The following is a 26,550-nucleotide window of genomic DNA, read 5'->3' as shown; positions in this document are numbered from 1 at the left end:
AAGCCGAAGGAGTACGTCGGGTGCCCTTGCTCAGCGCCGATCCCGCCGCGTTCCCAGCCGAGCCTCCCGCCGACACGCATGATCCGGCGGTTACTGCGGCCCACGACTGGGCGGCGTTCAGCGCACTCGACGAGATGACCGACCACTGGGCACGCCCCGGCTGGTCGGACGGCAGCCGGGCGTACTACTGGTTGCTGACCTTCCCGAACGACCAGCAGCTTGCGGCCCTCGCCGGACACTGCCAGGAGCAGCTGGCCCCCCTCGGCCTCGACCCGGTGCCGTCGGACGGACTGCACATCACCCTCGTCCGCGTGGGTCGGCCGGGCGCTGTTGCTCCCGATCAGCTGGACAGCCTGGCGCAGGACGCGGAGGCGCTGTTGCCCTCCGCGTTCTCCGTACGCGCCATGCCGCTCGCTGGCTCCCGCGGTGCCGTCCGCCTGTCCCTCGGTCCGTGGGAACCCCTGCTTCGGCTGCACCACGCGCTGGCCAAGGCCGGAAGCAGCGCCGGTCTCGCCCCGAACAAGCCGACGTCCGCCTTCCGACCGCACCTGAGCCTCGCCTACAACAACCGTCGGCGCCCCGCGGCCCCCGTCGTGCAGGCGGTCTCAAGTCTCCGTACTCTCTCCGCAGTCGAACTCTGCGTGTCCGCCGTTCAGTTGGTGGAACTCCGCCGCGAGGGGCGGACGTACCGCTGGGATCTACGGAAGAGCGTCCCGCTCGGGTAGCCCACGGACATCCAGGGGGAAGACCACGACCACTTCCTTGCCGATGGCGGTCGGCCGGACCGACCATTCGGAGGCCAACTCCCCGACGAGCAGCAGTCCGAGACCACCGCACGTCAGCTCACCCAGCGATGCCTCCGCCGTTCGTGCTCGGACCCTGGAAACATCCCGTCCCGCGTCGTGGACCCGCAGTATCGCCACGTCCCGGTAGACCTCCACGCATATGCAGTCCGGCCCGCCGGCCGTGTGCCTGACCGCGTTGCCCACCAGTTCCGAAGCGATCAGAACGGCGTCATCGACGCGCTCCGGCGATGCACATCGCCGGAGGGATTCGTGTACGTGCCGGCGTGCGAGGCCCGAAGGTTCGGCACAATCGGCCAGCTTCACCCAATGACGCCTTACTGGTGTCCGCCTGCAGAGGCGCTCTTCGTCTACCGCGTCCATCGCCGCTTCTCGTTTCCGGTTGGGCACTGGACCGATCAGCCTCGCCATCCGTGAGCCGCGGCGGTACGTCGCAGCTCCGCCTCTTCGCGCGCCGCCGGACGGCGGACGAACGGCGTGCTGACGGCGTACCGCCGCCGGTCGCCCCCAGCGAGGCTCTTCTTCGAGGCGCCGGCCCTTGGCGTCGCGACCCACCCGGCTGGAGGTAACGCGGAATGAGCGGCAGTGCGAAGCAGACCGCACCACACGAGGTGCCCGCGGGCACGCGCCTGGTGCTGTACGCCTGCTTGCCCACGTCGCTCGGTGAGGTCGCCGACCACAGTGTGGCCAGCACACGGCGGTACGTCGCCGATGCCGGCTGGGAGGCGGTGGAGACGTACGTCGACCGGGCGGCACCGTTCGAGAGCCGCGCCCTGTGCGAGGGCTGGCACAACGCTCTGGCCGCGGTCGAGCAGGGGAGGGCGGCCGGGATCGTCACCCCCCTGCTCGTGATGCTGGGTCATCTGGAGGAGGACAGGGCGAACCTCGCGGCCTGGCAGGCCCGGACTGGGGCGTTGATCACGACGCCGTGGGCAGTTGTCGACGCCGCCGACCCAACAGCCTTACAGAGGACGGCGGCGTGATCACCATCATGCGGCAATGGCCTCTGCGGCAATTGCTGGGCCAGATCGGATGGGTGCTGCGGCACCCGGCGAAGTATGCCGGTCGGTTCGGCTTCGGCGCCTTCCAGGTGCTGCTCCTGCCCGTCCTGGTGACCGGCACCACGTTGGCCATGCTCTACACGGGCCAGATCCGGTAGCTCCGCCCGTGTCCTTGTCTCCCCTCTCCGGGCGCTTCGAATCCATCTCCCCTGCGGAATCGGGTCAGTCCGGAGAGGGGCGCACCGCAGGGTGCGAACGCAGGACCCCGGCCGCGGGACGAAGCTGCACTTCGGCCGGGCAGCACGACGAATCTTTCGGATCCTTCTGACAGCAGAGGAAGTGCGATGACCGCAGCCACGCTCAGCCCGATCGCTACGACCACCACTGAGGCGTCCGTCGCGACGGCCGTCCCCGAGGTGCCCGCCGACCCGTTCGACATCGACCTGACCATCGTCACGGAGATCGGCGCCGACCTGCTCCCCAAGGCGTGCGGCACCGGAGACGGGTGCGCGCCGACCTGCGCCTCGTCCTGCGCGAGCGCCGTCTGACGACGGCTCGTGCACGGGGTCGGGAGCGCTGCCGCTCCCGACCCCGCTCGTTCACAGCACTGATCGCGGAGGCATGGGGATGGGAAGCGACGGAATGCTCTACCAGCACACGGGCGCGGCGCTGCTCCGGGCCGCCGCGATGCCGCTGACGGGTCTGCCGGGATGGTGGCCTGATCCATCCGACACGGATGCGTGCGGCAGGTGGCTGAGGCAGGTGTGGGCTGATGCGCGGTTCGCCGGCGCCGTCCGACAGGCGAGCTGTGATCTCGCCACGCGAGTCGACGCGATCTGCGGCGAGCAGCCGGCACGCTCCAAGCAGGTCCGGCGTGCCGCCATGGCCACCGTCCGCTACTTGTTGCGCGCCGCCGGGCGGCCGACTCCGTTCGGCCTCTTCGCGGGAGTCACCGCGGCTAGCGTGGGCTCGACGCCGCAGGTGAGGTGGGGGGACGCTCACCGAGCCGTGGCTCGGGTGGACACTGAGTGGCTGGACGACGTCATCGTCCGCCTGGAGGCGTGCCCTGCCCTGCTGGAGCGCCTGGATGTCGTCCTGAACAACCTGACGACGGGCCGCGGCGGACGCTTGCACGTCCCCCACGGCGGCCCGATGGGCGCCACCGTCCGGCGCACCAGCGCGGTACGCAGGATCGAGGATCTGGCACGCCGACCGGTTCATTTCACTGCCCTTGCCGAGCAGTTGGCCACCTTGTTCCCCTCAACCGAGCCGCAGAACATCCGCACACTGCTCGGCGCGCTGGTGCGTGAGAAGTTCTTGATTACCAGTTTGCGTGCGCCGATGACCACCATCGATCCGCTGTCCCACCTGATCGAGCGGCTGCACGGCGCGGACGCGGGCACGGTGCCGGAGGTCGCGCAGATCCTGCACGAACTGGAAGCGGTTCAACGCGCTGTACACGAGCACAACCGGCGCCCTGCGGGCACACAAGCGCCGGCTCGGGAGGAACTCACGGGTCGGCTGCGTCGGCTCTCCGACGCGGGTCGAAGTCCCGTGGCCGTCAACCTGCAGCTGGATGCCGAGGTACGGATCCCCGAGAGTGTCGCGCAGGAGATGGAGAGCGCTGCCGATGCCCTACTGCGGCTCACGCGCCGACCGGCGGGCCAGGGCGTGTGGAACGAGTACCAGGTCGCGTTCTGGGAACGGTACGGCACCGGCACGCTCGTACCGGTGAAGGAGGTCATTGACCCGGCGGCCGGGCTCGGCTACCCAGCCGAGTACCCCGGCAGCCGTATGACCGCTCCGCCCCCAACAGTCTCCGAGCGTGACGAGCGGCTGCTGGCCCTGACCTGGCAGGCCCTGGCCGACGGCAGTAGAGAGATCGTCCTCACCGACGACCTGATCGACCGCCTGGCCGGCGACGCGCCGACCGGGCAGGAGGCACCACCCCACGTGGAGATGGGTGCTCGCCTACACGCCACCAGCCTGTCCGCCCTTGAGCACGGGGACTTCACGCTCACGGTGACACCGGCCCGAGCTGCGGGAACACTCACCTCCCGGTTCACTCCGGTCGCCACGGGCACCGGACTCGACGAGATCTACCGCCAAGTCCCCACGGGCGTCGAGAACGCGCTGACCGCGCAGCTCTCCTTCCCGCCCCTATACCCGCACACAGAGAACGTCGCCCGCGTCCCCGCTTATCTCCCACACGTGATCCCGTTGGGCGAGCATCGCAGCCCCGAGGACACCTCAGTGGCGCTCATCGACGTGGACGACCTCGCGGTCACGGCCACGCACACCCGTCTGTACCTGGTCAGCATCTCCCGCCGTCGGCTAGTGGACCCTCAGGTCTTTCACGCCATGGCGCTGGACAAGCAACCCCCGCCCCTGGCCCGGTTCCTGGCGCACCTGACCCGCTCCTTCGGCCCTGCCTGGACCGGATTCGACTGGGGGCCGCACGGCGCACGGCTGCCGTTCCTGCCGCGCGTCCGCTACGGGCGCGCGATCCTCTCTCCCAGCCGCTGGAACCTGACTGCTGATGACCTTCCAAGTCGCGGCGCGGACATGCGGGAGTGGACCGACGCCCTCGGCCGGTGGCGGAAGCGCTGGCACTGCCACGGTGCCGTCGAGCTTCGAGAGGACGACCGGACACAGCGGCTCGAACTCGACGTGCCCGCCCACGCCACCGTCCTGCGTGTCCACCTGGACCGGGAAGCCCATGCCGTTCTCACGGAAGCGCCAGCCCAGGAGAGCTACGGCTGGATCGGCGGCCATGTCCATGAGATCGCCCTGCCGATGACCAGCACCTGCCCGCCCGTACCGGACCCGCTCTCCGGCTTCCTCCCCGTGCTCACCAACGGCACCCTCGGACACGTACCGGGGGCGGTGCAGGCGCCCTGGCTGAACGCCAAGATCTACAGCCATCCCGATCAGTTCGAGGAGCTGATCGGCACCCACTTCACGCGGCTCCTCGCCCAACTCCCGGGCACACCCGAGTGGTGGTTCGTCCGATACCGCACCCCACACGACCGCGACCACCTGCGCCTGCGCATCCGCACGCGCAGCCCGGGACAGTATGCCGCCTGCACCGAGCTCGTCGCCGGATGGGCCGCCGGGCTGCGCCGCGAAGGGCTCAGCAGCAGGCTCGTGTTCGACACGTACACCCCGGAGATCGGCCGCTACGGCCCAGGCGCCGCCCTGCGCAGTGCCGAGGCGGTGTTCACGGCCGACTCGGCCTACGTCCTCGCCGCTCTGCAGAGCCTGGGAGCTGACGGCGTCGATGGACGCGCGCTAGCCGCGGCCAGCATGGTGGACACCGTCTGCGGCTTGCTCGGCCCCGACGAGGGCATGCAGTGGCTGGCGAACCGCCCCGCGCCTCCGGGTCACGTCGAGCGAGGCGTCAGCGACCAGGCCATCGAACTCGTTCGCCGGCCCACACCCCAGGCCCGCGGCTGGGGTGAAGCCCTCGCCCAAGCGTGGCACCGTCGCGCCGTGGCCCTGGCGCTGTATCGCGATCACCTCACCGAGAGCATGGACCTCGACTCCGTCCTGGAATCCTTGCTGCACATGCACCACAACCGCCTGCGGGGCCTGGACCGGGAGGACGAGAGGATCTGCCGCCGCCTTGCCCGTCAGTCCGCCGTCGCACGGGCCGCCTGGCCGGGGACGAGCCGCTGATGAGCCACGACGCGCCGCCCACACCCACTTGGCCCGGCTGGGGGCAATCGCTGTACTCCGGCGCGGCGGGGGTCGCCTTGCTGCACGCCGTCATGGCCCATATCGGCGAGGACGACGGTGATGCGCTCCGGCCGTGGGCCGCCGCCATGGTCAAGGGCCCGATCCAGGCCGCTCCCGAAGCGTGCGGTCTGTACGAGGGCGCCCCGGCCGTCGCGTACGTGCTCAGCTTCACGCGCACGAACACTGCCACACGCGCCCTGGCGACCTTGGACACACACCTCGCCGACGTCACGCGCCAACGACTCAAGCGGGCACACGCCCGCATCGATCGCGGCGCATTGCCCACCTTGGGCGAATACGACCTGATCAGCGGACTGACCGGGCTGGGCGTGTACCACCTGCACCGCGGCCACAAGAGGGACCTTAAGGACGTCCTCGCCTACCTGGTGCGGCTGACGGAACCGGTCATCATCGAAAAGCAACATCTGCCCGGCTGGTGGACCAGCGACAGCCCCGATCTGCGGCCGTCGCCGCGATGGCCCGGCGGACACGGCAACTTCGGCCTCGCCCACGGCATCACCGGACCGCTGACGCTGCTGGCCACGGCCCTGCGCAACGGCTACACGGTGCCCGGACAGATGCAAGCCATCAGCCGGGTCTGTGACTGGCTCGACCGGTGGCGCACCGGCACCGGCTCGCACGCCTGGTGGCCGGACCTGATCACCCGAGCCGAACACCGAGGCGGCGAGCTCCAGCGCTCCGTACCGAGACGCCCGTCCTGGTGCTACGGCACCCCCGGCATCGCCCGCGCCCAGCAACTCGCCGGCCTCGCCCTCGGCGACATGGACCGGCAACACCAGGCCGAGCAGGCCCTGGCCGGATGCCTGGCCGACGACCAGCAACTCGCCCAGCTCACCGACGCATCCCTCTGCCACGGGTGGGCGGGGCTCATACAGACCGTCTCCCGTGCCGCCGCCGACGCCATCGACGACGAACTCACGTCGCACCTACCCCGCTTGGACGCCCGGCTCAACAAGCACTTGGACCACCACGGACTGCCGGACGGCGTCGGCCTGATGGACGGCACGGCAGGCATCCACCTGGTCTGTCTCACTGACCGGGTCAACACGGCGGTCACCGCCCCTTGGGACCGGTGTCTGCTCCTGGCGGGATGAAGCCTCGACCCGCACCGCCGCGCCAAACAAATAACTACGATCTGCCCCTGCCGTACGCACGGCCGGGCACCTTCTGGAAGGACGCGATGAACACCACCCCTGGCGCCTCCCCTGAGGACCTGCGCAACCGCCTGGTCGACGCCATCGTGAAGGAGGACATCTCCGGCCTCCGTGATGCGCGCGTCGAAGCCGCCATGCGGACCGTACCCCGCCATGCCTTTCTCCCCGACGCGCCTCTTGAGGAGGCGTACGCCAACAAGAGCGTGACGATCAAGGAGAACCCTGACGAGGACGCACTCCCGCTGAGCTGCGCTTCCCAGCCCGACGTCGTGCACTTCATGCTGGTCCAGCTCGCGGTCCGCGAAGGCGACAACGTCTTCGAGATCGGGGCCGGCACCGGCTACAACGCCGCCCTGCTCAAGCACCTCACCGGGGAGTCCGGACAGGTCACCACGTGCGACATCGCCCCCGACGTGACCGCCTACACCCGCAGGATGCTCGTCGCGAACGGATACGAAGACGTTCGCGTGGTCACGAGGGACGGCGCGCTCGGCGCTCCGGAGTTCAGCCCCTACGACCGAATGATCGCCACGGTCGGTATGTGGGATCTCCCCGGTGCCTGGTGGGGCCAGCTCGCCGTCGGCGGACGCCTCGTGGTCCCGCTGCGATGGCGCGGACTTTCCCGGGCCGTGGCCTTCCAACGCGAGGCGGGGCGGATGCGATCCGACTCCGTCCAGATGTGTGGCTTCCTCCCGGTGATCGGCCAGGACGGAGAGCGGAACGGCTACATCGACGACGACCGGCTCGTCAGGCTCTACTGGGACGAGGACCAGACCATCGCCCTGGACCTCCTGCGCGACGCGCTCACCCAACCGAAGTCGGTCGCTTGGACCGATGCGACGGTCGGACCCGTCGAGTCGTTCGACGGCGTCTGGCTGCGGTTGAGCGCCACGGAGCGAGCGACTTGCCGCATCACCGTCAAGCCCGAAGCGATGGAGGCTGGTCTCCACCGTCCCGCTTCACCCGCCCTGAGCCCCGCCCTTGTTGAGGGAGGCTCCATCGCGTACCTCACCCTGGAGCGGACCGCCGAAGACGCGGGGGAGGAGCCCCGGTTCCGGCTGGGAGCCGTCGGCTACGGCCCGGCTGGCGCCGATCTCGCTCAGCGGATCTGCGCGCAGATCCGCGCCTGGAGCCCGGCCCGGACTGCCGCCCCCGTGGTCACGGCCTACCCGGCGGACACACCGGACACCGATCTCGCCGACGGAGCCTTGATCGACCGGCCCTCCGTGCGGCTCGTCATCGCCTACTGATCTCAGTGGCCACGTTGAAAACGCTCACGGTCTCGCATGACCTTCACGCGGTGCCGGCGTCGATCCGGTAGACGATCTTCCCGTTGGACTCGGTGAACCCGCGCGACTTGTAGAAGGCCCGTGCGCCCGGGTTGTCGCGGTCAGCCATCCATTCCACCCGGCTGCACCCTGGGCGCGCGGCGGCCAGGGCGCGGAGTTCGTCCATGAGGCGGGCCCCGATGCCTTGCCGGCGCAGGGTGTCGCGGACGTAGAGCTCCTTCAGGAACAGGGAGTGCGAGGAGCCGGCGGCCGGCCAGAGGAAGGAGTAGGCGGCGAGGCCCACGATGTCTCCGGTCTCGTCCTCGACGAGCAGGGCGGAAGCCAGTGGTGGCGCGCCGAAGAGGGCTTCTTCCACCTGGAGGCGGCGCTCCTCAATCGGCTGAATGTCTGTGTCGGTCGCCCCGTAGAACCGCTCGATCTCTTCGATCAGCTCGGCCATGGCCGGGACGTCCCGCTTCTCCGCGGGACGGATCGTCACGGTCATCGGAGCCTCCTGTACTTCCTTGATTGCTTCGGTCGCTGCTGTACTCGTTCGTTCCAACGCGTGATCCCCTTCTGGCGGTACGGCACACGCGTCTACGGTGACGAGGCGGCCTGTGTATACGGGTCCCAGCCGTGCTGCCGCAGCGAGCCTTGGACGTGTCGGATGAGGTACTCCAGATCCGCGCAGTAGACGGACGGGTTCCGGTAGCCCTGGGCTTCGCTGAAGCGGTGTGGGAGGTAGCCACCGCCGCACACCTCCACGAGTGGGCAGGCGCGGCACTGTTCGGCGAGCGCATCCTTGCCGTGCTGCCGGTGCCGCAGCTTCGGATGCGAGACAGCGTCGTCGAAAGAGTGGCGGAAGACGTCGAGCCCGAGCCAGGAGGCGCCCTCCTCGACCGACCGCAGGGTGTCCACCGCTTCGATGGAGCCGTCGGATTCGATCACGACGCTCGTCGGCGGGGCCAGGCCGAGCGTCTCCACCGAGCCGCGGACGCCAGAGCTGAGGGCCACGATGTCCTCCAGCATCCGGACGCTGTGCCCGTACTCGGGCCGGGAGAGCCAGGCGTCGTAGACCCTGCTCATCCACAGCCCGTACTCGGGCACGCTGGGGTCGGCGCGGTGCGGCGGGTCGTCGTGGGTCGCGTGCGGCAGGCCGAAGTCGATCACGGGCGGCTCGAACGCCGCCAGGTAGTCGTGGACCTCCACGGGGTCGTTGGCCAGGTCCACGACGGCGAGCAGCCCCGCGAACAGGTGTGGACGCGACCGCAGGAGTTCGATGCCTTGCACGGCGGAGGCGGCGCTCGACCGCCCGGCGTGGGTCAGGCGGTGGCGGTCATTCGCACGTGGCGGCCCGTCGAGGCTGACGCCCACCGCGACCTCGTACTGCTCGAAGAGGTCCAGCCATGCGGCGGACAGAAGAGTCCCGTTGGTCTGGAGCTCGAAGCGAACCCGAGTTCCCGTCGGCGCGCCGTCCCGGACGGCCTCCAGCAGACCGGCCATGTGCCCGACGCCGACGAGAAGCGGCTCACCGCCGTGCAGTACGACGTGGATGGTCCGAAGGCGGTGTGCGGAGGCGTGCTCGCCTATCCGTCGGGCCGTAGCGCGGGCCACAGCGAGGTCCATTCGGGCGGGCAGGCGCAGCGCCGCCTGGTCCCTGGAGTTGAAGACGAAGCAGTAGTCGCAGTCGATGTTGCAGCGGTTGGCGACCTTGAGGATGAACGTCCGGAAAGGAACGTAGCTTTCGGGTTCTGTCATCGAGCGGACGTGCTCACAGAGGCCAGGGCCAGATGAGCGAGGCCGCGTGGGCACCGTCGCCGACCCGGCTCGTCGCGCACTCCTCTTCCTCCAGCCGCTGCCGGACGCGGGCGGCCACGCGGTTCAGGACGGCGGTGCCGGCCACCGTCGGCTCCGCGGACGCCGGGCCGACGGGCGTGATGGTGCGTGGTTCGGTGACGGACGTGGGTGACGGCATCCAACGCTCCTCGTGAGGTACGTGCCGGAGGTGGCACGGTGCGACGGGGTTGAAGCGACAGATCAGCCGGAAACGTAGCATCATCAACTACCCATCCGGCACAGGGAATTCGGCCACATGGTCGGCGTCAGCCGGAGCGCGACACCAGCAACCTTTCGATGTCGTCCACGGCCGCGCGCACTCCCAACCGCCGGTACACCGTCAGGGCGGCCCGCAGTGAGCCCACGCCATGACCAGGCCCGTCAACCGTCCAGTCGCAGCGGCCGATGCCCTCCAGTGCCCGTGCCTCCTCCAGCGGGCAGTGGATGTCCCGCGCGAGCGTGAGCGCCTGATCGAAGTGTCGACGGGCGGCCGTTGGTTCATCGGAGGTGAGCAGCAGCATCCCCCAGTGGTTCAGTACCTCTGCCTCGCCGCACCGGTCGCCCAGACGCCGCAGGATCTCCAAACTGCGTTGGAACGCCTCGATCGCGCCGTCGTGCTCGCCGACGATGCCGCGCGCCACGCCCAGCTCGCCCAGCGCTGCGGCCTCACCCCCGCGGCTGCCGAGTTCGCGGTAGGTCTCCAGGGCCTCCTCCAGCAACCGGACCGCCTCTGTCGCATCCCCGGAGACACGGTCCACGACGCCCAGGTGGCGGATGCTGTTCGCGCGGCCGAACCGTTCACCGAGCTCGTTGAAGTGCGTCAGAGCCTGGCTGTGTGCCGTCCGCGCTCCCTCAATGTCTCCGGTCAGCCGTCGGACGACGCCCAACTCGTTGAGCGCGTAAGCCTGGTGCGTACGGTCGTCCAGATCCAGGTAGATGTCGAACGCTTCCTGGTGATGCCGCTCGGCTTCGCCGTATGCGCCCATGAGGCAGTGCACGACGCCCAGGTCCCGCAGAGAGTTCGCTTCTCCGTACCGGTCACCGAGCTCTCGGTAGATCGTCATGGCCTCGCTCTGCGCCTCCACCGCGGCGTCGAACCGGCTCAACTGCCGGTGTGTCATGCCGAGATCGGCAAGCGCGTTCGCCTGTCCGAGTCGGTGGCCCAACTCGCGGTAGAGGGCGAGGGACTCGGCCTGGGCGCGGACTGCGTTTTCATTGTCAGCGGTCAGGTACCAGACGATGCCGAGCTGGTTCAGGGCGTCCGCCTTACCCCGCCGTTCGTCGACCGCTTCGTACGCCGTCACGGCGTCGCTGAGGGCCTCGATCGCCTGCGGATAGGCGGCCATGAAGCGGCGTACGACACCGAGTTCGGCGAGAGCGTCGCCCCGGGCGCGCTGGTCGCCGGTGTGGCGGGCGGCCTCGGTGGCGGTCCGGTGGAGCCCGACGGCCTGGTCCCAGGGACCGGCCTGGCGTAGGAAGGGCGCCATGGCCGAGGCGAGCCGGACCACCAGGTCGTACAGGGCGAGGCCGTTCGCCCGCCGGACGCAGGCCAGGATGTTGGCCCGCTCGGTCTCCAGCCAGCTCAGGGCGTCCGCCCGCGACTCCAGGGCCGGAGTCTCCACCCGCGAGGCGCTGTCCGGTGCCGGTGGCACCGCGGCACCACTGCGCCCGATGTGCCCGTTCACGACGGCGAGAGCGGCCAGGTAGTAGGTGCACACACGCTGTACGGCCTGTACGTGGTCCATGCTGTCCCCCTCGGCGGCGAGACCGCGAGCGTAGTCGCGCAGGAGATCGTGCAGCCGATAGCGACTCCCCGGCTGCTCGTCGATCAGGTGGTCGTCGTAGAGCGCCTCAAGGTGCCGACGGGCCACTACGACCGGGACCCCGCCCAGAGCCGCACCGACGTGCACGTCGAGATCGGTGCCAGGGGAGAAACCGAGCTGCCTGAAGAAGCGCTGCCGCTCCGTCGGGAGATCCCGGTAGGAGAGATCGAACGTCGCGGTGACGGCCCGCTCCCCGGCCTGCAGTTCTCCCAGCCGGTCCCGTGCCGCCAGCAGTCGCCCGCGCAGGTCCTCGGCGGTCCAGGACGGATGATGTCGCAGCCGTGCTGCGAGCAGAGACACCCCCAGCGGCAGGCACCCGCACAGCCGGACCAACTCGTCCACCACATCCCGGTCCAGCGCATCGGCCGGCCGCCCGCTGAGTCGCACGAAGAGGTCGACCGCGTGATCCGGCGGCAGCGCGTCCACCGACATGACCACCTCCTCGTTCGCCACCAGTCGCTTGCGGCTGGTCACCAACACCAGGCACCCGCGGCCACCGGGCAGCAGCGGCTCCAGCTGCCGGTAGCTGGCCGCGTTGTCGAGAATCAGCAGCGCCTTCTTGTCCGCGAGTCTGCTCCGCCACATGGCGGCCCGGGCCTCCGTGACCGCTCCGACGTCTTCCCCGACGGGTATCTGCTGCGTCGGCACACCGGCGGCCGCGAGAAGCGAGGCCAGTGCCTCGCCGGCCTGCACTGGGGTGCGCCCCGGCGTGTACCCGTTGAGGTTCACGAAGAGCTGTCCGTCGGGGAACCGCTCGGAGAGCAGGTGGCCGGCGTGCACAGCGAACGTGGTCTTCCCGACACCGGGCATCCCGTCGATCACGTGAACGGGCAGTCCCTCGCCCTGGTCCTGTGAGGCCCGCACCGAGCCCACCAGCCGCTCCAGCTCCGCGGCACGGTCAGTGAACGCGGCGGTGTCACGCGGCAACGAACGCAGCACCTGAGCGGCCCCCGGCGGCCCCGCTCCGTCCTCCGGCCTCACCGACGGCGCGGCAGGCCGCGACTCGGAAAGCCCGGCGAGCAGAGCCGTCATCACCGCCATCGTCACACCCAACACGACGAACGAGAACCAGGCGTGCTCCTGTAACCACCCCAGCCAGCCGGGCCACCGCGCCTGATTGGACACGGCGTTCGTGACGAGCCCGACCAGCAACGTGGCTACAGCGCCGCCTCCGGCGACGACGGCGATCGCGATCCCGCGCCGGAATCTCATACGGAGACCCCAGCAGCCGGGGGAGCGGCCGGCTCCCGCCTGGTGCCGCTGATGAGACACCACGCACTGTCAACCGACCTGGTCACGAAGGCAACCCCCGAATACGACACCCCAACTTCCCTAACGGAACAGTCCTCGTAGACCTTGGTCAAGGGCGCGTCTGAGCCACGGCGCGCACCAGCTTCCGCAAGGCGCTGCTGGCCCACGGCCACCGCCAATCTTCAGAGGTCCGCACAGCCTCTGAAGATCACGCGGTCGCCGCTTCCCTGCCGGTCCCAGCCACGAACTGGCCGATCGGCTTGGGGCCTACTCGGCATCGCAGGACGTGGCCTCGGATCCCGTCGATTTCGAAGACGTCGTCCCAGTACCCTCGCTCTTCTCGCCGGCCTCGATGGAGGCATAGCGCCGCCGTTGAAGCTCCTCGCGTTCAGCGTCCGGGATCGCCATCGACTCGGCAAGTACGGCGGCGAGCGCGTCCACTTGAGTGTTGTCAATGTCAGCGTGGAAGAGCCACCGGATGTTCTCGTCGCGCGTGATGAGGTCGATCGCCAAGCGCGCGCTCCGGTCCTGTGAGGTCGCTGCTCGGATGTATCGCACTTGGTCGACCGGGATGTCTTGAAGGACCTCGCCTTGCTCAAGGAATGAGTTCGTCTTAGCCATGATGATGCGGCGATCCGTGACGGCGACCAGTGTCTTTACCGCAGCCTTGTCCATCGCTGCCGCCAACATCTCCTTCGCTCCGCCGAGAATCGCAGAAATTGGATCGACGGCATCGAGCTGGTCAGGGAAGCCGAGGACACGTAGGTTCTCACCGTCCTCGAGGAGCCATCGCAGGATGCGAAGGTACGGCTCGAGACCCAGCGATTCGGGTGCGCAGACGACGCCCGGGGCCTCAAGTGGAGGGGCTGGCGGATGGAGAGCATCGGCAAGAGGCACGACCGCCTCCAGAAGGCGGGCGGAGATTTCGCGGGCTGCCTTCACGTCCTTCCGCTTCCCCAGCAGCGGCCATGCGTCGGGTCCGGGGAGCTCGGCCGTGATCCGCAGCTCCCGCGTCAGCTCGTCGACGAGGTTCGTCGTCTCGGCGAGAACGGAGTCGAACTCCGCGCGGGTGTCGCGCGCGATGACCTCGGCGTATTGCGCTTCGGCGGCGTCGTCGCGTCCAGCGGCTCTCGCCCTCGCGGCGCGGAGCGCGTGATACCCGGTCCATGCCTTGAGGGAGGACAGGAGGGCGTAGGCGTCGAAGGCGATCGCCTCGGCGTTCGTCTGCAGATACTCGCGGTGGCTGCGTGTGTCGGCCCGATCGATCTGCCTGACGTGGTCGCGGACATTCCCCTGATACAGCTCAAGCTGCTTCTGCAGGAGCGCTCCACTGCCCGTGACGTCCTCCCACAAGGACATGGGGACCGACTCGATCTCCCGCGCCTGGTCGACCGCGCGATCGATGGCGGCGACGAGCCCCGCCAGTTCGGCCCACTGCTCCTTGCGGATGCTGGTGAGGACCTGACTTGTCACCGCGAGGTTGGTTCTGACGAGGCCCGAGACCTCACTCAGCATCATCTGAAGGCCGACCATGGCCAGCGCCGGGCCGATCGAGCCCGCGGTCTGCGCCTTGCTCAGCGTATTCGCGGAGTAGAAACGGGCCTGATGCAGGATGCGGCCACGAACCATCACCGCTCCGAGGTTCCCGCCGTCCTTGACGGCGAGTGTCGCGCCGCTGTTCAGCAGGGCCTGTGCCGTGTCGCCGATCCTGTAGAGCCCCTGCACGCCGGCGAACGCGTTTCCGAGATTGCCGACGACGGTCGCCGCGTTCCCGATCGAGGCGAGGATCGCTGAGATCTGCTTGCGGTCGGCAGCCGACACGATCCCGAAGTCGATCAGATCGGGCTTCAGCTCCGGCGGGACCTCACCGGCGACGAGAGCCACCCCTGGGAGCAACTCCACCAGGACCGTTGACGCAGTCGTCGAATCGATGTCCGAGTCGGACGTCGGATCGACCATCACGGGTGAGTCGGCGGTATCGCTCCGGCCGTTCTCCTCAGAGTCGCCGATGTCTTTCGAGTCCGAAGGGTCCTGCATGCGACTTCCTCCCCGCGGGCGCGCAACGGCCGGATCTAATCGGCGTTGACTGCCGAAGTCTACGGCTCAACGCCCCGCGTTTTAGCCCGAATCCACCGGACCTTCCGCACTGGCTGGTGCCAGGCGGGGGTGCACTCGGCGGCGCTTGTCGGACTTCACGGTCCCCGCCCCGCGCCAGCCGGGCCAGTGTCCATCCCACCACATAGGACACGATCCTCGGTCGTTCACCGCGTACAGGCTTCCATGGCCTTCGCGGCCTCGCACAGAGCCGTCAAATCGGCTAGGAAGTGTCGCATTATCGGGATTCCGGCTCGATCGGCGTCAGGGCCATACCTCCACGGGTTCCGGCCTTCCTTCAGCAGTTGCTCGGCGGCCTGGTGGCCAGCGGTCTCCGTGGGCTTATCGATCCAATCGCTGGCCGCCTGGCCGCGCGCCCAGGTGTCGAGCCTCCCCCACTGGGTTTTGACCCCGGTCCGCCACAACCCCATCTCCTGTATCTCGTCACTGTTGCGAGTGAGCGATCTGAATCCTTCGCGAGGTGTTCCACGCCGTGCTGGAACCAGTTCGTCGAAGGCAACGAAGAAGTCGCGCAGGGTGTCTGCTCGCGCCGGGTCGTCGGGACGCATGAACCGGAGGTTTGCGATCCGGTTGGAGAGGTCTTGAACTCTGGTGGCGACGTCGTCGAGGCCACGACCGTTGAAGACATCAAGCAGACTCGCCACGAAGCTGGCAACCTCGGCTGCTGCCCGGATGCGGGCTCGTTCGGTCTCTCGGAACTCAGCCTGATTTCTGGTCAGGTAGTCCAGTCCCACGAGCGCGAAGGGCACACCGAAGCATGCGCCGGTCAGACCCGAGAACAGGTTCAAGAGATAGCCGTGTCGGGGCCACCAGCCGATACTGTCGAGCCACACTCCGAACCCGATGAGAGGGAACCCGACACACATACCAACGGCTATGGCGATGCGAGTAGTCCGCGGCTGCTTTCCCAGCCAGCTGGGCGTCCACGTGATCGGTTGCGGCACGGTCCCGTCCCCCTAAGTCGTGAGCATCACGCGGACGTTAGCGCACGCCGCACGGTCGTCAGTCGGCACCCTTCAGGAGGTTCACCGGCTGGGAAGGCTCCGGGGCCCACGGTGAGCACGGAGCCGCAGGGACGGGCCAGCTCGCTGTGCGCCTGGCCAATCTTTTCGATCGTACGGAGCGGCGGGTGCCATGCCCCCGCCGCTCCACCCTGGGGCGACGCTCACGCATGGAAAACCGGTCCGGCCCTACGGGTGCTCTGACGAGGCCGCTGCCTGCTGTTGCACCGTCTGTAGAAAGCCTGCTCCGCAGCCCCGAGTTCGGGCCGGCACCTGCACTGGCCGGATTGTCAGTGCTGTCCGGCACTATGCTGCCCATGCCAACCCTCGATGACTTTCCCCCGTACCGCCGAGCGAAATTGCTGTGGGAGTTTGCCCACTTCGGTGAGTACGGAATCAACCAGCGGATTCGGGAAGCGACCGGGGAATCCTGCCCCCTGTCGGGCGTGCCCAAGCCTTCCTCGCCGCGGATGGCCGTGCTCGGCGGAGATGGCCGCCACCACCTTATGAGCGACGGCGAAATGGTCTGCGCCCGAGGACGCACCGAGCAGGGGTGGGAGCACCGGCAGTACTGCTGTTGGACGGATACCAGCAGCGGGCCTTTCGAAGGCCATTGCGCCAACGGGACGTACGAGTCCATCGAGCACACTTGGATTGTCCAAACTGTGGCAGAGAGCGCGCTGTTGTCCTTCCTGCCGCTGGCGCAACGCTGCCTCGGCGGTGACTACACCGTCTTCATGCATTACTGGCCGCCACCCCCGGCAAGGACGGCCCACGTCCGACGCCTTCGAGCGGCCCTGACCGAAGCCCTCGGGCCGGACTGCCATCTGTGCGGTGCCCTTCCCGGGGCCATGGTGGATCACGACTACTCCACCGGCATGGTGCGCGGCCTCCTATGCAAGTTGTGCAACCGGACCGTGGAGGAATGCCCCCACCTCGACGGCTGTCCGAAGGCCGACTACATGAATAACCCGCCAGCGGCGAAGCTGGCTTTGCATTACCCGCCCCACCTGGCGTACAAGCCCACAGCGTCGGCGAGAGCGCAGAAGGTCGAGTTGCTCGGATTCGATCCGCTGGCCGAGTGGCGGCCGGCCCGGCCATGAAGCGCCGGCGGCGGGCCAGAACAGGGCCATCGTCCCAAGCAGTTGCCCGTCGGCTGGCTCGAAGATTTCCACGAACTCCATCTGCGCGCCGGGCTCTGGCAGTTCTGGATGCGGTCTGGTTCAACCGTCACTCCGGTCCGTTGGATCGGTTCCACTCCAATCTCGACGAGGGTCTGCGCACCTCGGCCATTGACCTCCTGAAACCTGCGTTCCCCTTCGCGCAGTCGGCGCACGGAAGGGCGGCCTGATATTCCGGAACGGAACGGTTCGGTGGTTGCTACCGTCGATTCCGCATCCCCATCCCGCTCGCAGGATCAGAAGGATCTTTCGCATGCATGATGCCCGCGCCCTGATCGACATGGGTGCCGAAGCGGTTCGTCGGCTCGCTCGTCGCGGTTACACCCTGGACCTCTCCGAGCTGGAGTCCCTCCACTCTCGGCGCAACCAGAACATCCGCTCGGCCGACGAGCTGCGGGCAGAGTCCAAGCGAGTGGCGAGCGAGGTCCAGCAGACAGCCAAGCAGGGCGGCGACATCACCAAGCTCAAGGAGCGCGCACGGGAGCTGAAGGACCAGATCCGCGAGATCGACGCCGACCAGGAACAGATCGAGGCCCAGCTCCGCGACCTGCTCCTGACCATCCCGAACCTGCCGGACGACTCGGCCCCCGACGGCGACTCCGAGGAGTTCGCCGTCGAAATCCGGCGCGTCGGCACGCCCCCCGCGTTCCCGTTCGAGCCGAAGGACCACGTTGACCTCGGCGAGGCCACCGGCATCCTCGACTTTGGCAGGGCCACGAAGCTGTCCGGACCGCGCTTCGCGGTCTCGCGCGGTGCGGGTGCCGCCCTGGAGCGCGCCCTGGCGACGCTCTTCCTCGACCTCCACACCCGCCGGCACGGCTACGTCGAGTACGCGGTCCCCTACCTGGTCAGCCGCAAGACCATGACCGGTACCGGCCAGCTCCCGAAGTTCGAGGAGGACCTGTTCAAGACCGGCGTCGCCGACCGCGAGCTGTTCCTCATCCCGACGGCCGAGGTACCGCTGACCAACCTCTACGCCGACGAGATCATCCCCCGGGCAGAACTGCCGCTGGCGCTCACCGCGCACACCCCCTGCTTCCGTTCCGAGGCCGGTTCGTACGGCCGCGACACCCGCGGCCTGATCCGCCAGCACCAGTTCGCGAAGGTGGAGATGGTCCGGCTCGTCGACCCGGCGGACGCCGACGCCGAGCTGGAGAAGATGATCGGCCACGCCGAGGCGTGCCTGAAGGAACTCGGCCTCGCCTACCGCGTCATCAAGCTGGCCGCTGGCGACACAGGCTTCTCGGCCCAGCTCACCTACGACATCGAGGTCTGGATCCCGAGCCAGAACACGTACCGCGAGATCTCCTCGGTCTCCAACTTCGGCACCTTCCAGGCCCGTCGGGCGAACATCCGGACCCGTGGCCAGGACGGCAAGCCCAAGCTCCTCGCCACGCTCAACGGCTCCGGTCTGCCCATCGGCCGCACCCTGGCCGCTCTCCTTGAGCAGTGCCAGCAGCAGGACGGTTCCATCCTCCTGCCCGAATCCCTCGTCCCGTACCTCGGCTTCCGCCGGATCTTGGCGGACGGAACACCGGAGGCATAGTGCTCGTCGGCGTCAGCTGACAGTTCACGGCTGCACCAGCGAACTGTCAGCTGACGCTCATACCCCGTTCCGGCCAATGTCTACGCTCCTCGAACACGGAGTGGACCTTCCGTGATGCCTTGAGGAACGTGTAGTCGGCGATGCCGTCGTCGGAAGTCGAGGTGCGGCTGGCCGTGTTGACGGTGAGCGTACGCTCCATTTCTTCCGGGTCTTCACCGAAAGAGCAGCGAATGGAGTCCGGTTGTTCGGACAGCTTCTTGAAGTAGACCAAGGACGCCATTACCGCTTGCTCTCGAAGTCTTCCGCTTGTTGAGCGGAACCTTGCTCTGCCAATTGTTTCATGATCGGGAATCGGACATTCCGGGATCGGGAACACGCCATACGGGAACGCGATGTTCGAATTGGCCCTCCTGATCGACAGGCTGACCCGACCAGTCAGCCGTGATCAAGGGGGATTCATGCGCATTGCGCAGCACAGACGGGTCTTCGCCGCAGCCGTGACCACGACTGCGGCGATGCTCGCGCTCATCGACACACCTGCGAGCGCCCAACCCGCCGACCCGACCGCTCCAACCGCGGCGAACGCCGACACCTCGGCACTCGCTCAGCTCGCCGAGGGCTATCTGCAGCAGCGCGCCGACATGCTGACGACGTCCCGTCCGACGGTGAGGGCCGCCTCCGTCCACGTCAAGGCCACGCGCGCCATGGCCGCTCGCACGCAGGATGATCTCGCCGCACTCGCGGAGAAGGGCAAGCGGTACAAGGAAGTCGACGGCGGCTACACGAAGGCGCAGGTCGACGTGAACGTCACCGAAACCACCGTCTCCGGTCAGACAGCGACGCTCCAACTCACCGAGCACACACGCCTCTACCTGCCGTTCACGGCGCAGGAGGTCGAGCAGGGAGCGCCGGAGTACGAGGAGCTCTCGCTCCCGCACACGGTGACGTACACCCAAGGCACCGACGGTACGTGGCTGTTGTCGTCCGACAAGGCCGATATGGAGGGGGGCCCGACGCCGACGACGCAGGTTTCTGACACGGACGTCGACGCCGGCACGGCCGATGGAGGCGGTAAGGCGGACGAGGACGAGGGGAGCAAGGACGCCCCCTCCGACACGGCCCCGCTGCCCGCCGCCACGGTCGACGACGTCGTCAAGCCGACGGTCGCCGCCAGCTACAACTACAACAAGATGGTGGCCTACGCCGACAAGTACTGGGACCACCACAACGGCGCCTTCCGTACGTACGGCAACGACTGCACCAACTTCATCTCGCAGGCGATGCTGGAGGGCGGATGGGGTCCCAAGGGCGGCGCCATCATTCAGAGGACCAGCAACAACTAATGGTTCTACGGGCCGACGACGTGGACGACCAGCTACACGTGGGCGGGCGCCGAGAACTGGTACTGGTTCGCGACCAAGCACTCGAAGAGGACCAAGATCCTCGACAACGTGTGGAAGCTGGCCACGTCGGATGTGCTGCAGGCTGACTGGGACCGGAACAACAACGTCGATCACACGATGATCGTCACGAAGAAGTACCGGGGTACGCCGTACCTGACGTACCACACCGGCGACACCCACAACAAAAGCCTGAACAAGCTGCTCTCTGACCATCCGCGCACCTGGTGGTACGCGCACCGCACGTGACAGGCTGCTGCCCCTTACAGGAGAAACTAGGAGTGCGCTGTGAAACGTCGACGCCTCTTGGCCGTGCTGGCCGTCCTGGCCGTCGCATCCGGCTGCTCGTCCTCTGACGACAAGGTCGCGTCCGCAAGCCCTTCGAGTTCGGCGTCCGCCGACGGAGCTCGCAAGGCCGTCGAAACCTACGTGAATGCGTTGAACTCCCGCAGTGTCACCGACCTGATCGCTGTCGGCGGTGTCAAGGACGCGAAGTGGTCCAGGCAGGAGGCCGCGCAGATCCTCGCGGACCGGGGCGGGCGCGGATGGAAAATCAAGGGCGTGCAGATCGAGCACGACATGGGCCCGGACACCGGCTCGGCACGCCTTGTGGCCGAGGACAAGGCGGGTAAGCCGTTGCAGGACACCTTCACCGTGATGCGGCAGAAGGGCACGTGGCACCTCGTGGTCTTCACCCACCAGCCGACCGAGCCGGGCAAGGAACCCGCCTCAACCGACAAACCCGGTTCCTGACATGCCAGTTTGGGCGGCCTGCGCCGGGAGTCAGGTGCAGGCCGCTCGTCAGCCGGTGGGATCCGCCAGTGACGGCACTGAACCGAACGCACCGGCGAAGATCCTGAGGTGCCCACGGGACGCAGACCCCACGGCTGCCGACGGGTTCAAGAGCCTGGTCCGGATCTCTGCCCAGATCAGCCACCGGTCTTCGACCGTGCTGACCCCTTTGCAGAGGTGCCGGATGGTTATCGGGCGATGGCCGACCGGTCGGCCTTGAAGGTGCGCATCTTCTGAGCGCGGGGGCTGGCGGCGCGGGTGTGGTTCCTCCCAGGCCGCGCGGCGCCCTCGTGATGTCAGGCGGTGCGCTTCACGTGGCGGACGAGCCACATCAGCAGGGGGTCCAGGTCGGCGGCAGCTGAGAGGACCCGGTCGACCGCCTCCGGGGTGTGCAGCCACTCCTCGCAGCCGAGGGGACGGGCGGCGATCAGTGAACGGTGGCGCAGCAGGTCGGCATGGGCGTGGTCCGTCGGATAGCCGCGCGGGGGGCGATTCATCACGTCCCCGGAGATGTCGTAGCCCTTCTTTCGCACGTCCTTGACGATGACGGACAGTTCGCGGCCGCTCGCCTCCGAGGCCACGGCTTTGCGGAACATGTCCACCTGGCCGGGATCGGGGTACCACCAGGCGCCCTGGATCCGCAGGCCGTCCAGGGAGAACCGAAGACCGATCTCGATCTTGCGGCCGAGCCGGATCACCGCGCCCTGGTGCTGCCACCACCAGGAGTTGGTGCGGTAGTGCCAGACGGAGAAGTCCTCGTACCGGGGGTCGGCGTCCGCGACCTCGTTGAGCAGGGCGATCATCGGCTGCCGGACCAGCCGTTCGCGCTCCGCGCGGCAGCGCTCGCGGGTCGCGTGGGTCGGTTCGCCCTGGAGCTGCCACAACACGTCCATGGCCTGCTCCGGCCAGCCGGTGAACTGTCCACGCATGCGCGGAGGATAACTCACCCGTGATCCGTGCGCGCAGAGTGAGACGGGCAGGGAGGCGAACCACCAGACAAGGTGGGAGGTGCCGCGGCGGGGCTCGCCGGCCAGTTCCACGTGCCGTGCGCAGTGGGCGAGTCCATCGAGGAACGCCCGGAGAGTGCAGCCCGTATGAAGCGGGCGGCGAGAGGCAGGCACTTCAGTTCGCCGCGGGCAGACAGCGAAGATCCCGCAATGACTGGTGCATTGCTGGCAGGGGCATGTCAACGTACAAGGCCCTGGCGGAAGACCTTGCCCCTGAGCCCAAGGAGGCGCCCCTGCACTCGCACCATCCCAGCGAACCCTTCCAACCCGACTCGCCAGACCCCGTGTATTGGGTCACCCCGCTCCATCTGGCGGGTGGTGATGGTGTGCTTGCCGAGCGGGTTGCTAGCACCTTGGCCAGCCTCGGCTGGCGTATGTGGCCTACCTCCCGCAACACGCTTCTGTATGTGAGCCCGGACGGGTTGTGCGGCGCCGAGTGGATTCTCGCGGCCCATCCGTTCGAGTTGGGTGGTCTACCGGTTGCCTGGCAGCTGAGCGCCCGCCCGTATGCCACTGCCGCGATGACGGAGTGGAACGCGTACTTCACCGCCGACGTCCCGTACGAGGCGCTTGCCGATCTCCTCATCGCGATCGACGCTCGCGAGGCGCCCGACGTTGGTTTCGCGGGGCCGGCGACGGTCCTCGACGCGCTCAGCGGTCGGGGCTGGATCCGCGACGTGGACCGTCCCGGTACCACCGCCATGGATCCCGGGCTTTCCACCTGCGTCTCCCTGGAGATGGTGCCGCCGCTCATCGAGGACTCCGACCCGCGCCCCGGTCTGGTGGGCTGGCAGGCGTGGGCGCAGCCCGTCGTCGGCGCTCCGTATCTGTGGTGCGCCAGCTTCAGCGCCAGCGTCCCGCATGACCTGGTCGCCGCGTTCGCCTCCTCGCTTGCCTCGCCGGTCCCGGTGGCCCGCCGCACGCTGCCCAAGAGCGCCGAGGGCCGGCTCACCGTCCGACGCCGCTGACGACCTGTCTCCAGACACCGTCCGTGGTGCTGCTGGTCGCTGATTTCCGTGACTTGAAGGTCAAACGTATGAGGGGCGTGCCCTGTGCCCGCCAGTCGACAGAGAGGAAGAGGATCTTGTTGTTTCGACGCGCTCGCGCGGACCGTGCGTTCCGTGAAGCCCAGCGCGCGGGTTACGCGCTCCTGCAGCAGATGCATGCTGAGTGGCCCCTGCCGGACCACACCACTGGTGCGGTGGCAACGGCCGCATCAGAGGCGCCGGTGCCTGATTTCCTTCCGCCGGACCTGCGGGTTCCCTCGCGCCAGGAGGTGGAAGGGGTGATGATGCGCTGGGAGCAGCCGCTTGTCATCGACGGTGAGGTCCGTACTTGCCCCGAGTGCGGCGTGTACCGGGACTGGATCGTCTTCTGCCTGCGTGACGACTCGGTGTGGTTGCGCTGCCGGGCCGGTCACCAGGTGCAGGAGCCTCGTTTGGACGCTGCCTGGTACAACCGCAATTCCGGTCCGGTCGACCACTGGCACCCCACCGTTGAGGACGGGCTGCGCCACCTCGGCCACTGATCTCGAAACCCCTCGCCCCTACCCCTACCTACCGCTGGCGCCGGAGGGCCGGCCTGGCCAGACCGTCAGCTCCGCAACCACTTAGGGGTTTCACATGCGCCTTCACACCACGACCGCCCTCAGCCTGAGTGCCCTCACCGTCCTGGCCTTGGCGGGCTGTTCGACCGGCATCCCTGACTCCATCGACCCGACCTCCTCGACGACCGTCTCGGCACGCCCGGACGGCGAGACTGCGCCGGCGTCCGCGCCGCTGTCCTCGGCCGCACTGGCCAAGCGGCTCCTGGATGAGAGCGACCTGGGAGAGGGCTACACCCGCACGCCACAGCGCCCCGCGCAGCATGACGACGTGACCGTCATCGGCTGTCCGGAGCTGGAGAAGCTCGGCAGCGAGGCCGCAGTCGGTGGCAGCTTCGACTTCCCGCATGAGGCGAAGGCGTCCTTCACGTATGCGGGCGGCAGCGGTTCCGAGGTGGCCGAGGAGTTGTACAGCGACGCCGAGGGCAAGCTCTCGAAGGGCGTGGGCCGGATCTTCGAGGCGATGACCTCCTGCCCCATCTACCAGGTCCTCGCTGGGGGTACACCCGTCACGGTCACGGCTCAGAAGGTGCTCGTCGCCCAGTTGGGCGACGAGCAGTGGAGCCAGCTGCTCGCCTACTCCGTTGGCGGGCAGCGCAGCGTCGTCAAGCAGACGGCTGTCCGCACAGGCAACGTCCTGGTGGTCGTCTCGGGAAGCCCTGGCTTGGTCGACGCCCACCTGGCGAAGGCCGTGGACAAGGGGCAACGCGGGCGCTGACCTCGGCAGTGCGAAGGGGCGGTGTCAGGGATGCATCCTTGCCACCGCCCCTTCGTCATATCGGTGTGCGGACTACGCCGCTGTCTGTCAGAAGGTGTACGGGGTGAATGCGCGCAGCGGTTCAAGCACGGCGTCGACCAGTTGCTGGAACTTTGCTCGCTCGTCCGCGTTCATGATGTCGATGGCGTGACCGAAGGACTTCTCGTCGAGCCGGTCCAGGAACGGTTCGAGGAACCGGTCTAGAACCTCGGGGGCGTCGAGCCACCTGAGCCGGTACTTGTAGTAGCGAAATGTCTGCGCGTCAGCCTCACGGATCTCTTCGAGTGTGGCCTCGTGAGCGATGTTGTATTCCTCCTCGGTGATGGGCCTTCCGTCGAGGTGGAACCAGTCACCAGAGCCGTAGTCCTGGTACAGGTCGCATAGCAGGATGACGACTTGGGGGAGGGGTTCTTTGGTGGGAATGCGGGGTGCTCCTTGTCAGCGGTTGGTGGGGGTGGGCCATACAAAGGGTCCGGAGAATCCCCGGTTTCGGTAACCGGGGGTGTACGGCTACGATCCGTCGCCCTCCTACCGGGACCGGCCTGTGTGGGATGACGGCGGCGTGTACGCCTTCGGGATCCCGGCACCGGTCTGTGAGGCGGCCTGAGCACGAGCGTTGCGGGCCTGCGCGGCTCGTGCACCCGGACCGGGGGTGTGCCGCTCACTGAGGCGCTGGATGCGCCAGACGAGGACTTCGGAGATCGACTTGGCGTCGTCCAAAGGGCGTTGCTGGGCGGCTTGTTGGAGGACGGTGGCGGGGTCGTGGCCGACGGCTTCGGCGGCGGCGAGGGCGGTGGTGAGGGCGGGCCAGGCGTTCTCGGTGAGGATCTGCTCGGCGTAGGCGGGCATGACCTCGTGCAGGGTGCGGACGTGCTGGTGGACGGTTCCGTCGGTGGGGCGGTGCCGGGCGAGTGAGGCGAGGCTGATCGGGGCGATCTGGTCGTAGGCGGCCTGGAGATGGATGAGCGACTGGTGGGCGGCGGCCACCTGCCGGTCGTGGTGGCGCAGGGTGCTGCGGCGCTGGGTGGCGAGGACGACGAGGATGGCGGCGTCCAGGAGCATGGCCAGGGCGGTGTGGTCGGCGGGCTGGTAGCGCATGCCCTTCAGAGCACTGCGCAGGGCGCGAGCGTGCTGGTGGTCGACCTGGGCACGGGTGTGAGCGGCGTGTTCGAAGGCGAGTGCGGCCCGTTGGAGTTCGGCCTTCAGGTGGGCGGGGGCGTGGGCGGGCAGGGCGTAGAGGACTTCGCCGAAGACCGTCAGGTGGGCCTGGGCGATGTCCTCGTCGGCGTGGTCGAGGTGGTGCGGGATGCGCTCCGCGGCGGCGGTGGCCTGGTGCCATGCGTTGGGGCGGCGATTCCTGGCCGGTGAGTCTGCGGTGGCGGTGGGCGCTTCGGTGGCGGCCAGGCGCTGTCGGATCTGGGGGAGGGAGAGGTCGGTCGCGAGTTTGGAGCCGGAGTACCAGACGGGCTTGCCCTCACTGTTGGTGTCGCCGGGCAGGGCAACCTTGTAGCCCTGGAAGTCACCGGAGGGCAGGGCGCGGGTTTCGACCTGGAGGCCGGCGTCGGCGAGCAGGTTGAAGAAGTCGTCCAGGTCCTGAGCGTGGGAGAGCGCGGCACGCACGGTGTGCCGCAGCCGCTCGCGCGTCGTCATGCCACTGCCTTGCCGCTTGGCCTTCTCCTGCTCGGCGCGGGTGGGGCGCTTCGCGGCCGGGGTGCCGACAGCGGCTTCGGGTCCACGAGGTACCTGGGTGAGTCCGAAGTCCTTTTCGATCGCAGTGAGTTCGATCATGGCGCGGTGGTAGTCGTTCCAGTTTCGCGGCGGACGCAGGTCACCGCGGACCTTGGTGGCGACGATGTGGATGTGATCGTCCGCATGGCGCACGGCGACCCAGCGGCAACCGTCCGGATCACCCTCGGGCGCGATGCCGGTCGCGTGGAGCATGCGGCGGGCGATCGTCGCCCACTCGGCGTCGGTCAGGGCGCGGTCCTGGGGTGCGGCACGCACCGAGCAGTGCCACACATGCCCGTCCGGAGCCTTGTCGCCGGCCTGCTTGATCCGCAGATCCAGGGCCTTGGTGAGTTGGCCGAGGCGTTGCTCGTGGCCGGGGCTGTCGTAGGGGCCGGGGTCCGGGATGAAGTCGTCCCAGGAGGCGACGATGTGCTGGTTGGTGTGCTCGTTGGCGCGGCCCTTGTCGAAGAGGTAGGCCAGCACGCCGTACGTGTTGCTGCCCGGCTTGACGATGTTCGCGATCAC

At 68.3% G+C, this 26,550-nt stretch carries 23 protein-coding genes and 1 pseudogene; 14 read left to right on the top strand and 10 right to left on the bottom strand.

The window, feature by feature from the left end:
- Positions 1-20 precede the first annotated feature (20 nt).
- Positions 21-725: a 2'-5' RNA ligase family protein gene (locus ACFYZ8_RS21205; RefSeq protein WP_388537583.1), complete on the top strand. Its 705-nt coding sequence runs from the start codon at positions 21-23 to the stop codon at positions 723-725.
- On the opposite strand, the gene ACFYZ8_RS21200 is transcribed toward ACFYZ8_RS21205, so the two are convergent.
- Positions 699-1,166 (bottom strand): ATP-binding protein, encoded by a 468-nt coding sequence (locus ACFYZ8_RS21200; RefSeq protein ID WP_388537582.1) that lies wholly within the window; start codon positions 1,164-1,166, stop codon positions 699-701. The two genes, ACFYZ8_RS21205 and ACFYZ8_RS21200, sit on opposite strands and share 27 nt — an antisense overlap.
- Before the next feature lie 212 nt (positions 1,167-1,378).
- On the opposite strand from ACFYZ8_RS21200, the gene ACFYZ8_RS21195 reads away from it, so the two are divergent.
- From ACFYZ8_RS21195 to fxlM, 6 genes are all read left to right on the top strand, one after another.
- Positions 1,379-1,786, top strand: a complete 408-nt coding sequence (locus ACFYZ8_RS21195; RefSeq protein WP_388537581.1) for a hypothetical protein — start codon at positions 1,379-1,381, stop codon at positions 1,784-1,786.
- Positions 1,783-1,962: a hypothetical protein gene (locus ACFYZ8_RS21190; RefSeq protein ID WP_388537579.1), complete on the top strand. Its 180-nt coding sequence runs from the start codon at positions 1,783-1,785 to the stop codon at positions 1,960-1,962. Before ACFYZ8_RS21195 ends, ACFYZ8_RS21190 begins: the two co-directional genes overlap by 4 nt.
- Before the next feature lie 186 nt (positions 1,963-2,148).
- Positions 2,149-2,352 carry an FxLD family lanthipeptide gene (locus ACFYZ8_RS21185; RefSeq protein ID WP_388537577.1) on the top strand — a complete coding sequence of 68 codons (204 nt, stop codon included), beginning with the start codon at positions 2,149-2,151 and terminating at the stop codon, positions 2,350-2,352.
- A 73-nt stretch (positions 2,353-2,425) separates the two neighbouring features.
- Positions 2,426-5,482: a lantibiotic dehydratase gene (locus tag ACFYZ8_RS21180; protein ID WP_389050068.1), complete on the top strand. Its 3,057-nt coding sequence runs from the start codon at positions 2,426-2,428 to the stop codon at positions 5,480-5,482.
- Positions 5,482-6,657, top strand: coding sequence for a lanthionine synthetase C family protein (locus ACFYZ8_RS21175; protein WP_388537573.1), 1,176 nt, complete (start codon positions 5,482-5,484; stop codon positions 6,655-6,657). The genes ACFYZ8_RS21180 and ACFYZ8_RS21175 overlap by 1 nt, the downstream gene beginning before the upstream one ends.
- Before the next feature lie 86 nt (positions 6,658-6,743).
- Positions 6,744-7,967, top strand: a complete 1,224-nt coding sequence (gene fxlM, locus ACFYZ8_RS21170) for a methyltransferase, FxLD system (RefSeq protein WP_388537572.1) — start codon at positions 6,744-6,746, stop codon at positions 7,965-7,967.
- 43 nt (positions 7,968-8,010) lie between these two features.
- On the opposite strand, the gene haaN is transcribed toward fxlM, so the two are convergent.
- The 6 genes from haaN to ACFYZ8_RS21140 all read right to left on the bottom strand — a co-directional run bounded on the left by haaN (position 8,011) and on the right by ACFYZ8_RS21140 (position 15,954).
- The gene (gene haaN, locus ACFYZ8_RS21165) at positions 8,011-8,490 is read right to left on the bottom strand and encodes a cyclophane-containing RiPP N-acetyltransferase HaaN (protein ID WP_388537570.1); all 480 of its coding nucleotides are present in this window, start codon (positions 8,488-8,490) and stop codon (positions 8,011-8,013) included.
- Positions 8,491-8,582: 92 nt separating this feature from the next.
- Complete coding sequence (locus tag ACFYZ8_RS21160; protein WP_388537569.1) at positions 8,583-9,743, bottom strand: FxsB family cyclophane-forming radical SAM/SPASM peptide maturase; 1,161 nt, start codon at positions 9,741-9,743, stop codon at positions 8,583-8,585.
- Positions 9,744-9,756: 13 nt separating this feature from the next.
- Positions 9,757-9,960 carry a HaaA family cyclophane-containing RiPP peptide gene (gene haaA, locus ACFYZ8_RS21155; protein WP_388537567.1) on the bottom strand — a complete coding sequence of 68 codons (204 nt, stop codon included), beginning with the start codon at positions 9,958-9,960 and terminating at the stop codon, positions 9,757-9,759.
- A 127-nt stretch (positions 9,961-10,087) separates the two neighbouring features.
- Positions 10,088-12,856 carry a cyclophane-containing RiPP biosynthesis TPR protein HaaT gene (gene haaT, locus ACFYZ8_RS21150; RefSeq protein WP_388537565.1) on the bottom strand — a complete coding sequence of 923 codons (2,769 nt, stop codon included), beginning with the start codon at positions 12,854-12,856 and terminating at the stop codon, positions 10,088-10,090.
- A 306-nt stretch (positions 12,857-13,162) separates the two neighbouring features.
- Positions 13,163-14,932, bottom strand: coding sequence for a hypothetical protein (locus ACFYZ8_RS21145; RefSeq protein ID WP_388537563.1), 1,770 nt, complete (start codon positions 14,930-14,932; stop codon positions 13,163-13,165).
- 224 nt (positions 14,933-15,156) lie between these two features.
- Positions 15,157-15,954 (bottom strand): hypothetical protein, encoded by a 798-nt coding sequence (locus ACFYZ8_RS21140; protein WP_388537561.1) that lies wholly within the window; start codon positions 15,952-15,954, stop codon positions 15,157-15,159.
- Positions 15,955-16,328: 374 nt separating this feature from the next.
- Between ACFYZ8_RS21140 and ACFYZ8_RS21135 the strand changes: the two genes are divergently transcribed.
- A complete protein-coding gene (locus tag ACFYZ8_RS21135) occupies positions 16,329-17,114 on the top strand; it encodes an endonuclease domain-containing protein (protein WP_388537559.1) in 786 nt (261 codons plus the stop codon).
- Between the two features lie 331 nt (positions 17,115-17,445).
- Entirely contained in the window at positions 17,446-18,738 is a 1,293-nt protein-coding gene (gene serS, locus ACFYZ8_RS21130) for a serine--tRNA ligase (RefSeq protein WP_388537557.1), read from the top strand.
- A 46-nt stretch (positions 18,739-18,784) separates the two neighbouring features.
- On the opposite strand, the gene ACFYZ8_RS21125 is transcribed toward serS, so the two are convergent.
- Positions 18,785-19,009 carry a hypothetical protein gene (locus tag ACFYZ8_RS21125; RefSeq protein ID WP_388537556.1) on the bottom strand — a complete coding sequence of 75 codons (225 nt, stop codon included), beginning with the start codon at positions 19,007-19,009 and terminating at the stop codon, positions 18,785-18,787.
- A gap of 121 nt (positions 19,010-19,130) precedes the next feature.
- Here ACFYZ8_RS21125 and ACFYZ8_RS21120 point away from each other — a divergent pair.
- Positions 19,131-20,387: pseudogene (locus ACFYZ8_RS21120) on the top strand (amidase domain-containing protein).
- A 63-nt stretch (positions 20,388-20,450) separates the two neighbouring features.
- Positions 20,451-20,891, top strand: a complete 441-nt coding sequence (locus tag ACFYZ8_RS21115; RefSeq protein ID WP_389050065.1) for a hypothetical protein — start codon at positions 20,451-20,453, stop codon at positions 20,889-20,891.
- 335 nt (positions 20,892-21,226) lie between these two features.
- On the opposite strand, the gene ACFYZ8_RS21110 is transcribed toward ACFYZ8_RS21115, so the two are convergent.
- Positions 21,227-21,859: a DUF2461 family protein gene (locus tag ACFYZ8_RS21110; protein ID WP_388537552.1), complete on the bottom strand. Its 633-nt coding sequence runs from the start codon at positions 21,857-21,859 to the stop codon at positions 21,227-21,229.
- A 362-nt stretch (positions 21,860-22,221) separates the two neighbouring features.
- On the opposite strand from ACFYZ8_RS21110, the gene ACFYZ8_RS21105 reads away from it, so the two are divergent.
- The 3 genes from ACFYZ8_RS21105 to ACFYZ8_RS21095 all read left to right on the top strand — a co-directional run bounded on the left by ACFYZ8_RS21105 (position 22,222) and on the right by ACFYZ8_RS21095 (position 24,258).
- Positions 22,222-22,905 carry a DUF317 domain-containing protein gene (locus ACFYZ8_RS21105; RefSeq protein WP_388537759.1) on the top strand — a complete coding sequence of 228 codons (684 nt, stop codon included), beginning with the start codon at positions 22,222-22,224 and terminating at the stop codon, positions 22,903-22,905.
- A gap of 23 nt (positions 22,906-22,928) precedes the next feature.
- Entirely contained in the window at positions 22,929-23,465 is a 537-nt protein-coding gene (locus tag ACFYZ8_RS21100; RefSeq protein ID WP_388537551.1) for a hypothetical protein, read from the top strand.
- A 94-nt stretch (positions 23,466-23,559) separates the two neighbouring features.
- A complete protein-coding gene (locus ACFYZ8_RS21095) occupies positions 23,560-24,258 on the top strand; it encodes a hypothetical protein (protein WP_388537550.1) in 699 nt (232 codons plus the stop codon).
- A 567-nt stretch (positions 24,259-24,825) separates the two neighbouring features.
- Here ACFYZ8_RS21095 and ACFYZ8_RS21090 read toward each other — a convergent pair.
- Positions 24,826-26,550, bottom strand: a complete 1,725-nt coding sequence (locus ACFYZ8_RS21090) for a relaxase/mobilization nuclease domain-containing protein (RefSeq protein ID WP_388537549.1) — start codon at positions 26,548-26,550, stop codon at positions 24,826-24,828.

Origin of the sequence: Streptomyces sp. NPDC001668 (assembly GCF_042893155.1) — a bacterium.
Taxonomy (GTDB): domain Bacteria; phylum Actinomycetota; class Actinomycetes; order Streptomycetales; family Streptomycetaceae; genus Streptomyces.
This window is presented reverse-complemented; position numbering and strand designations above follow the sequence as displayed.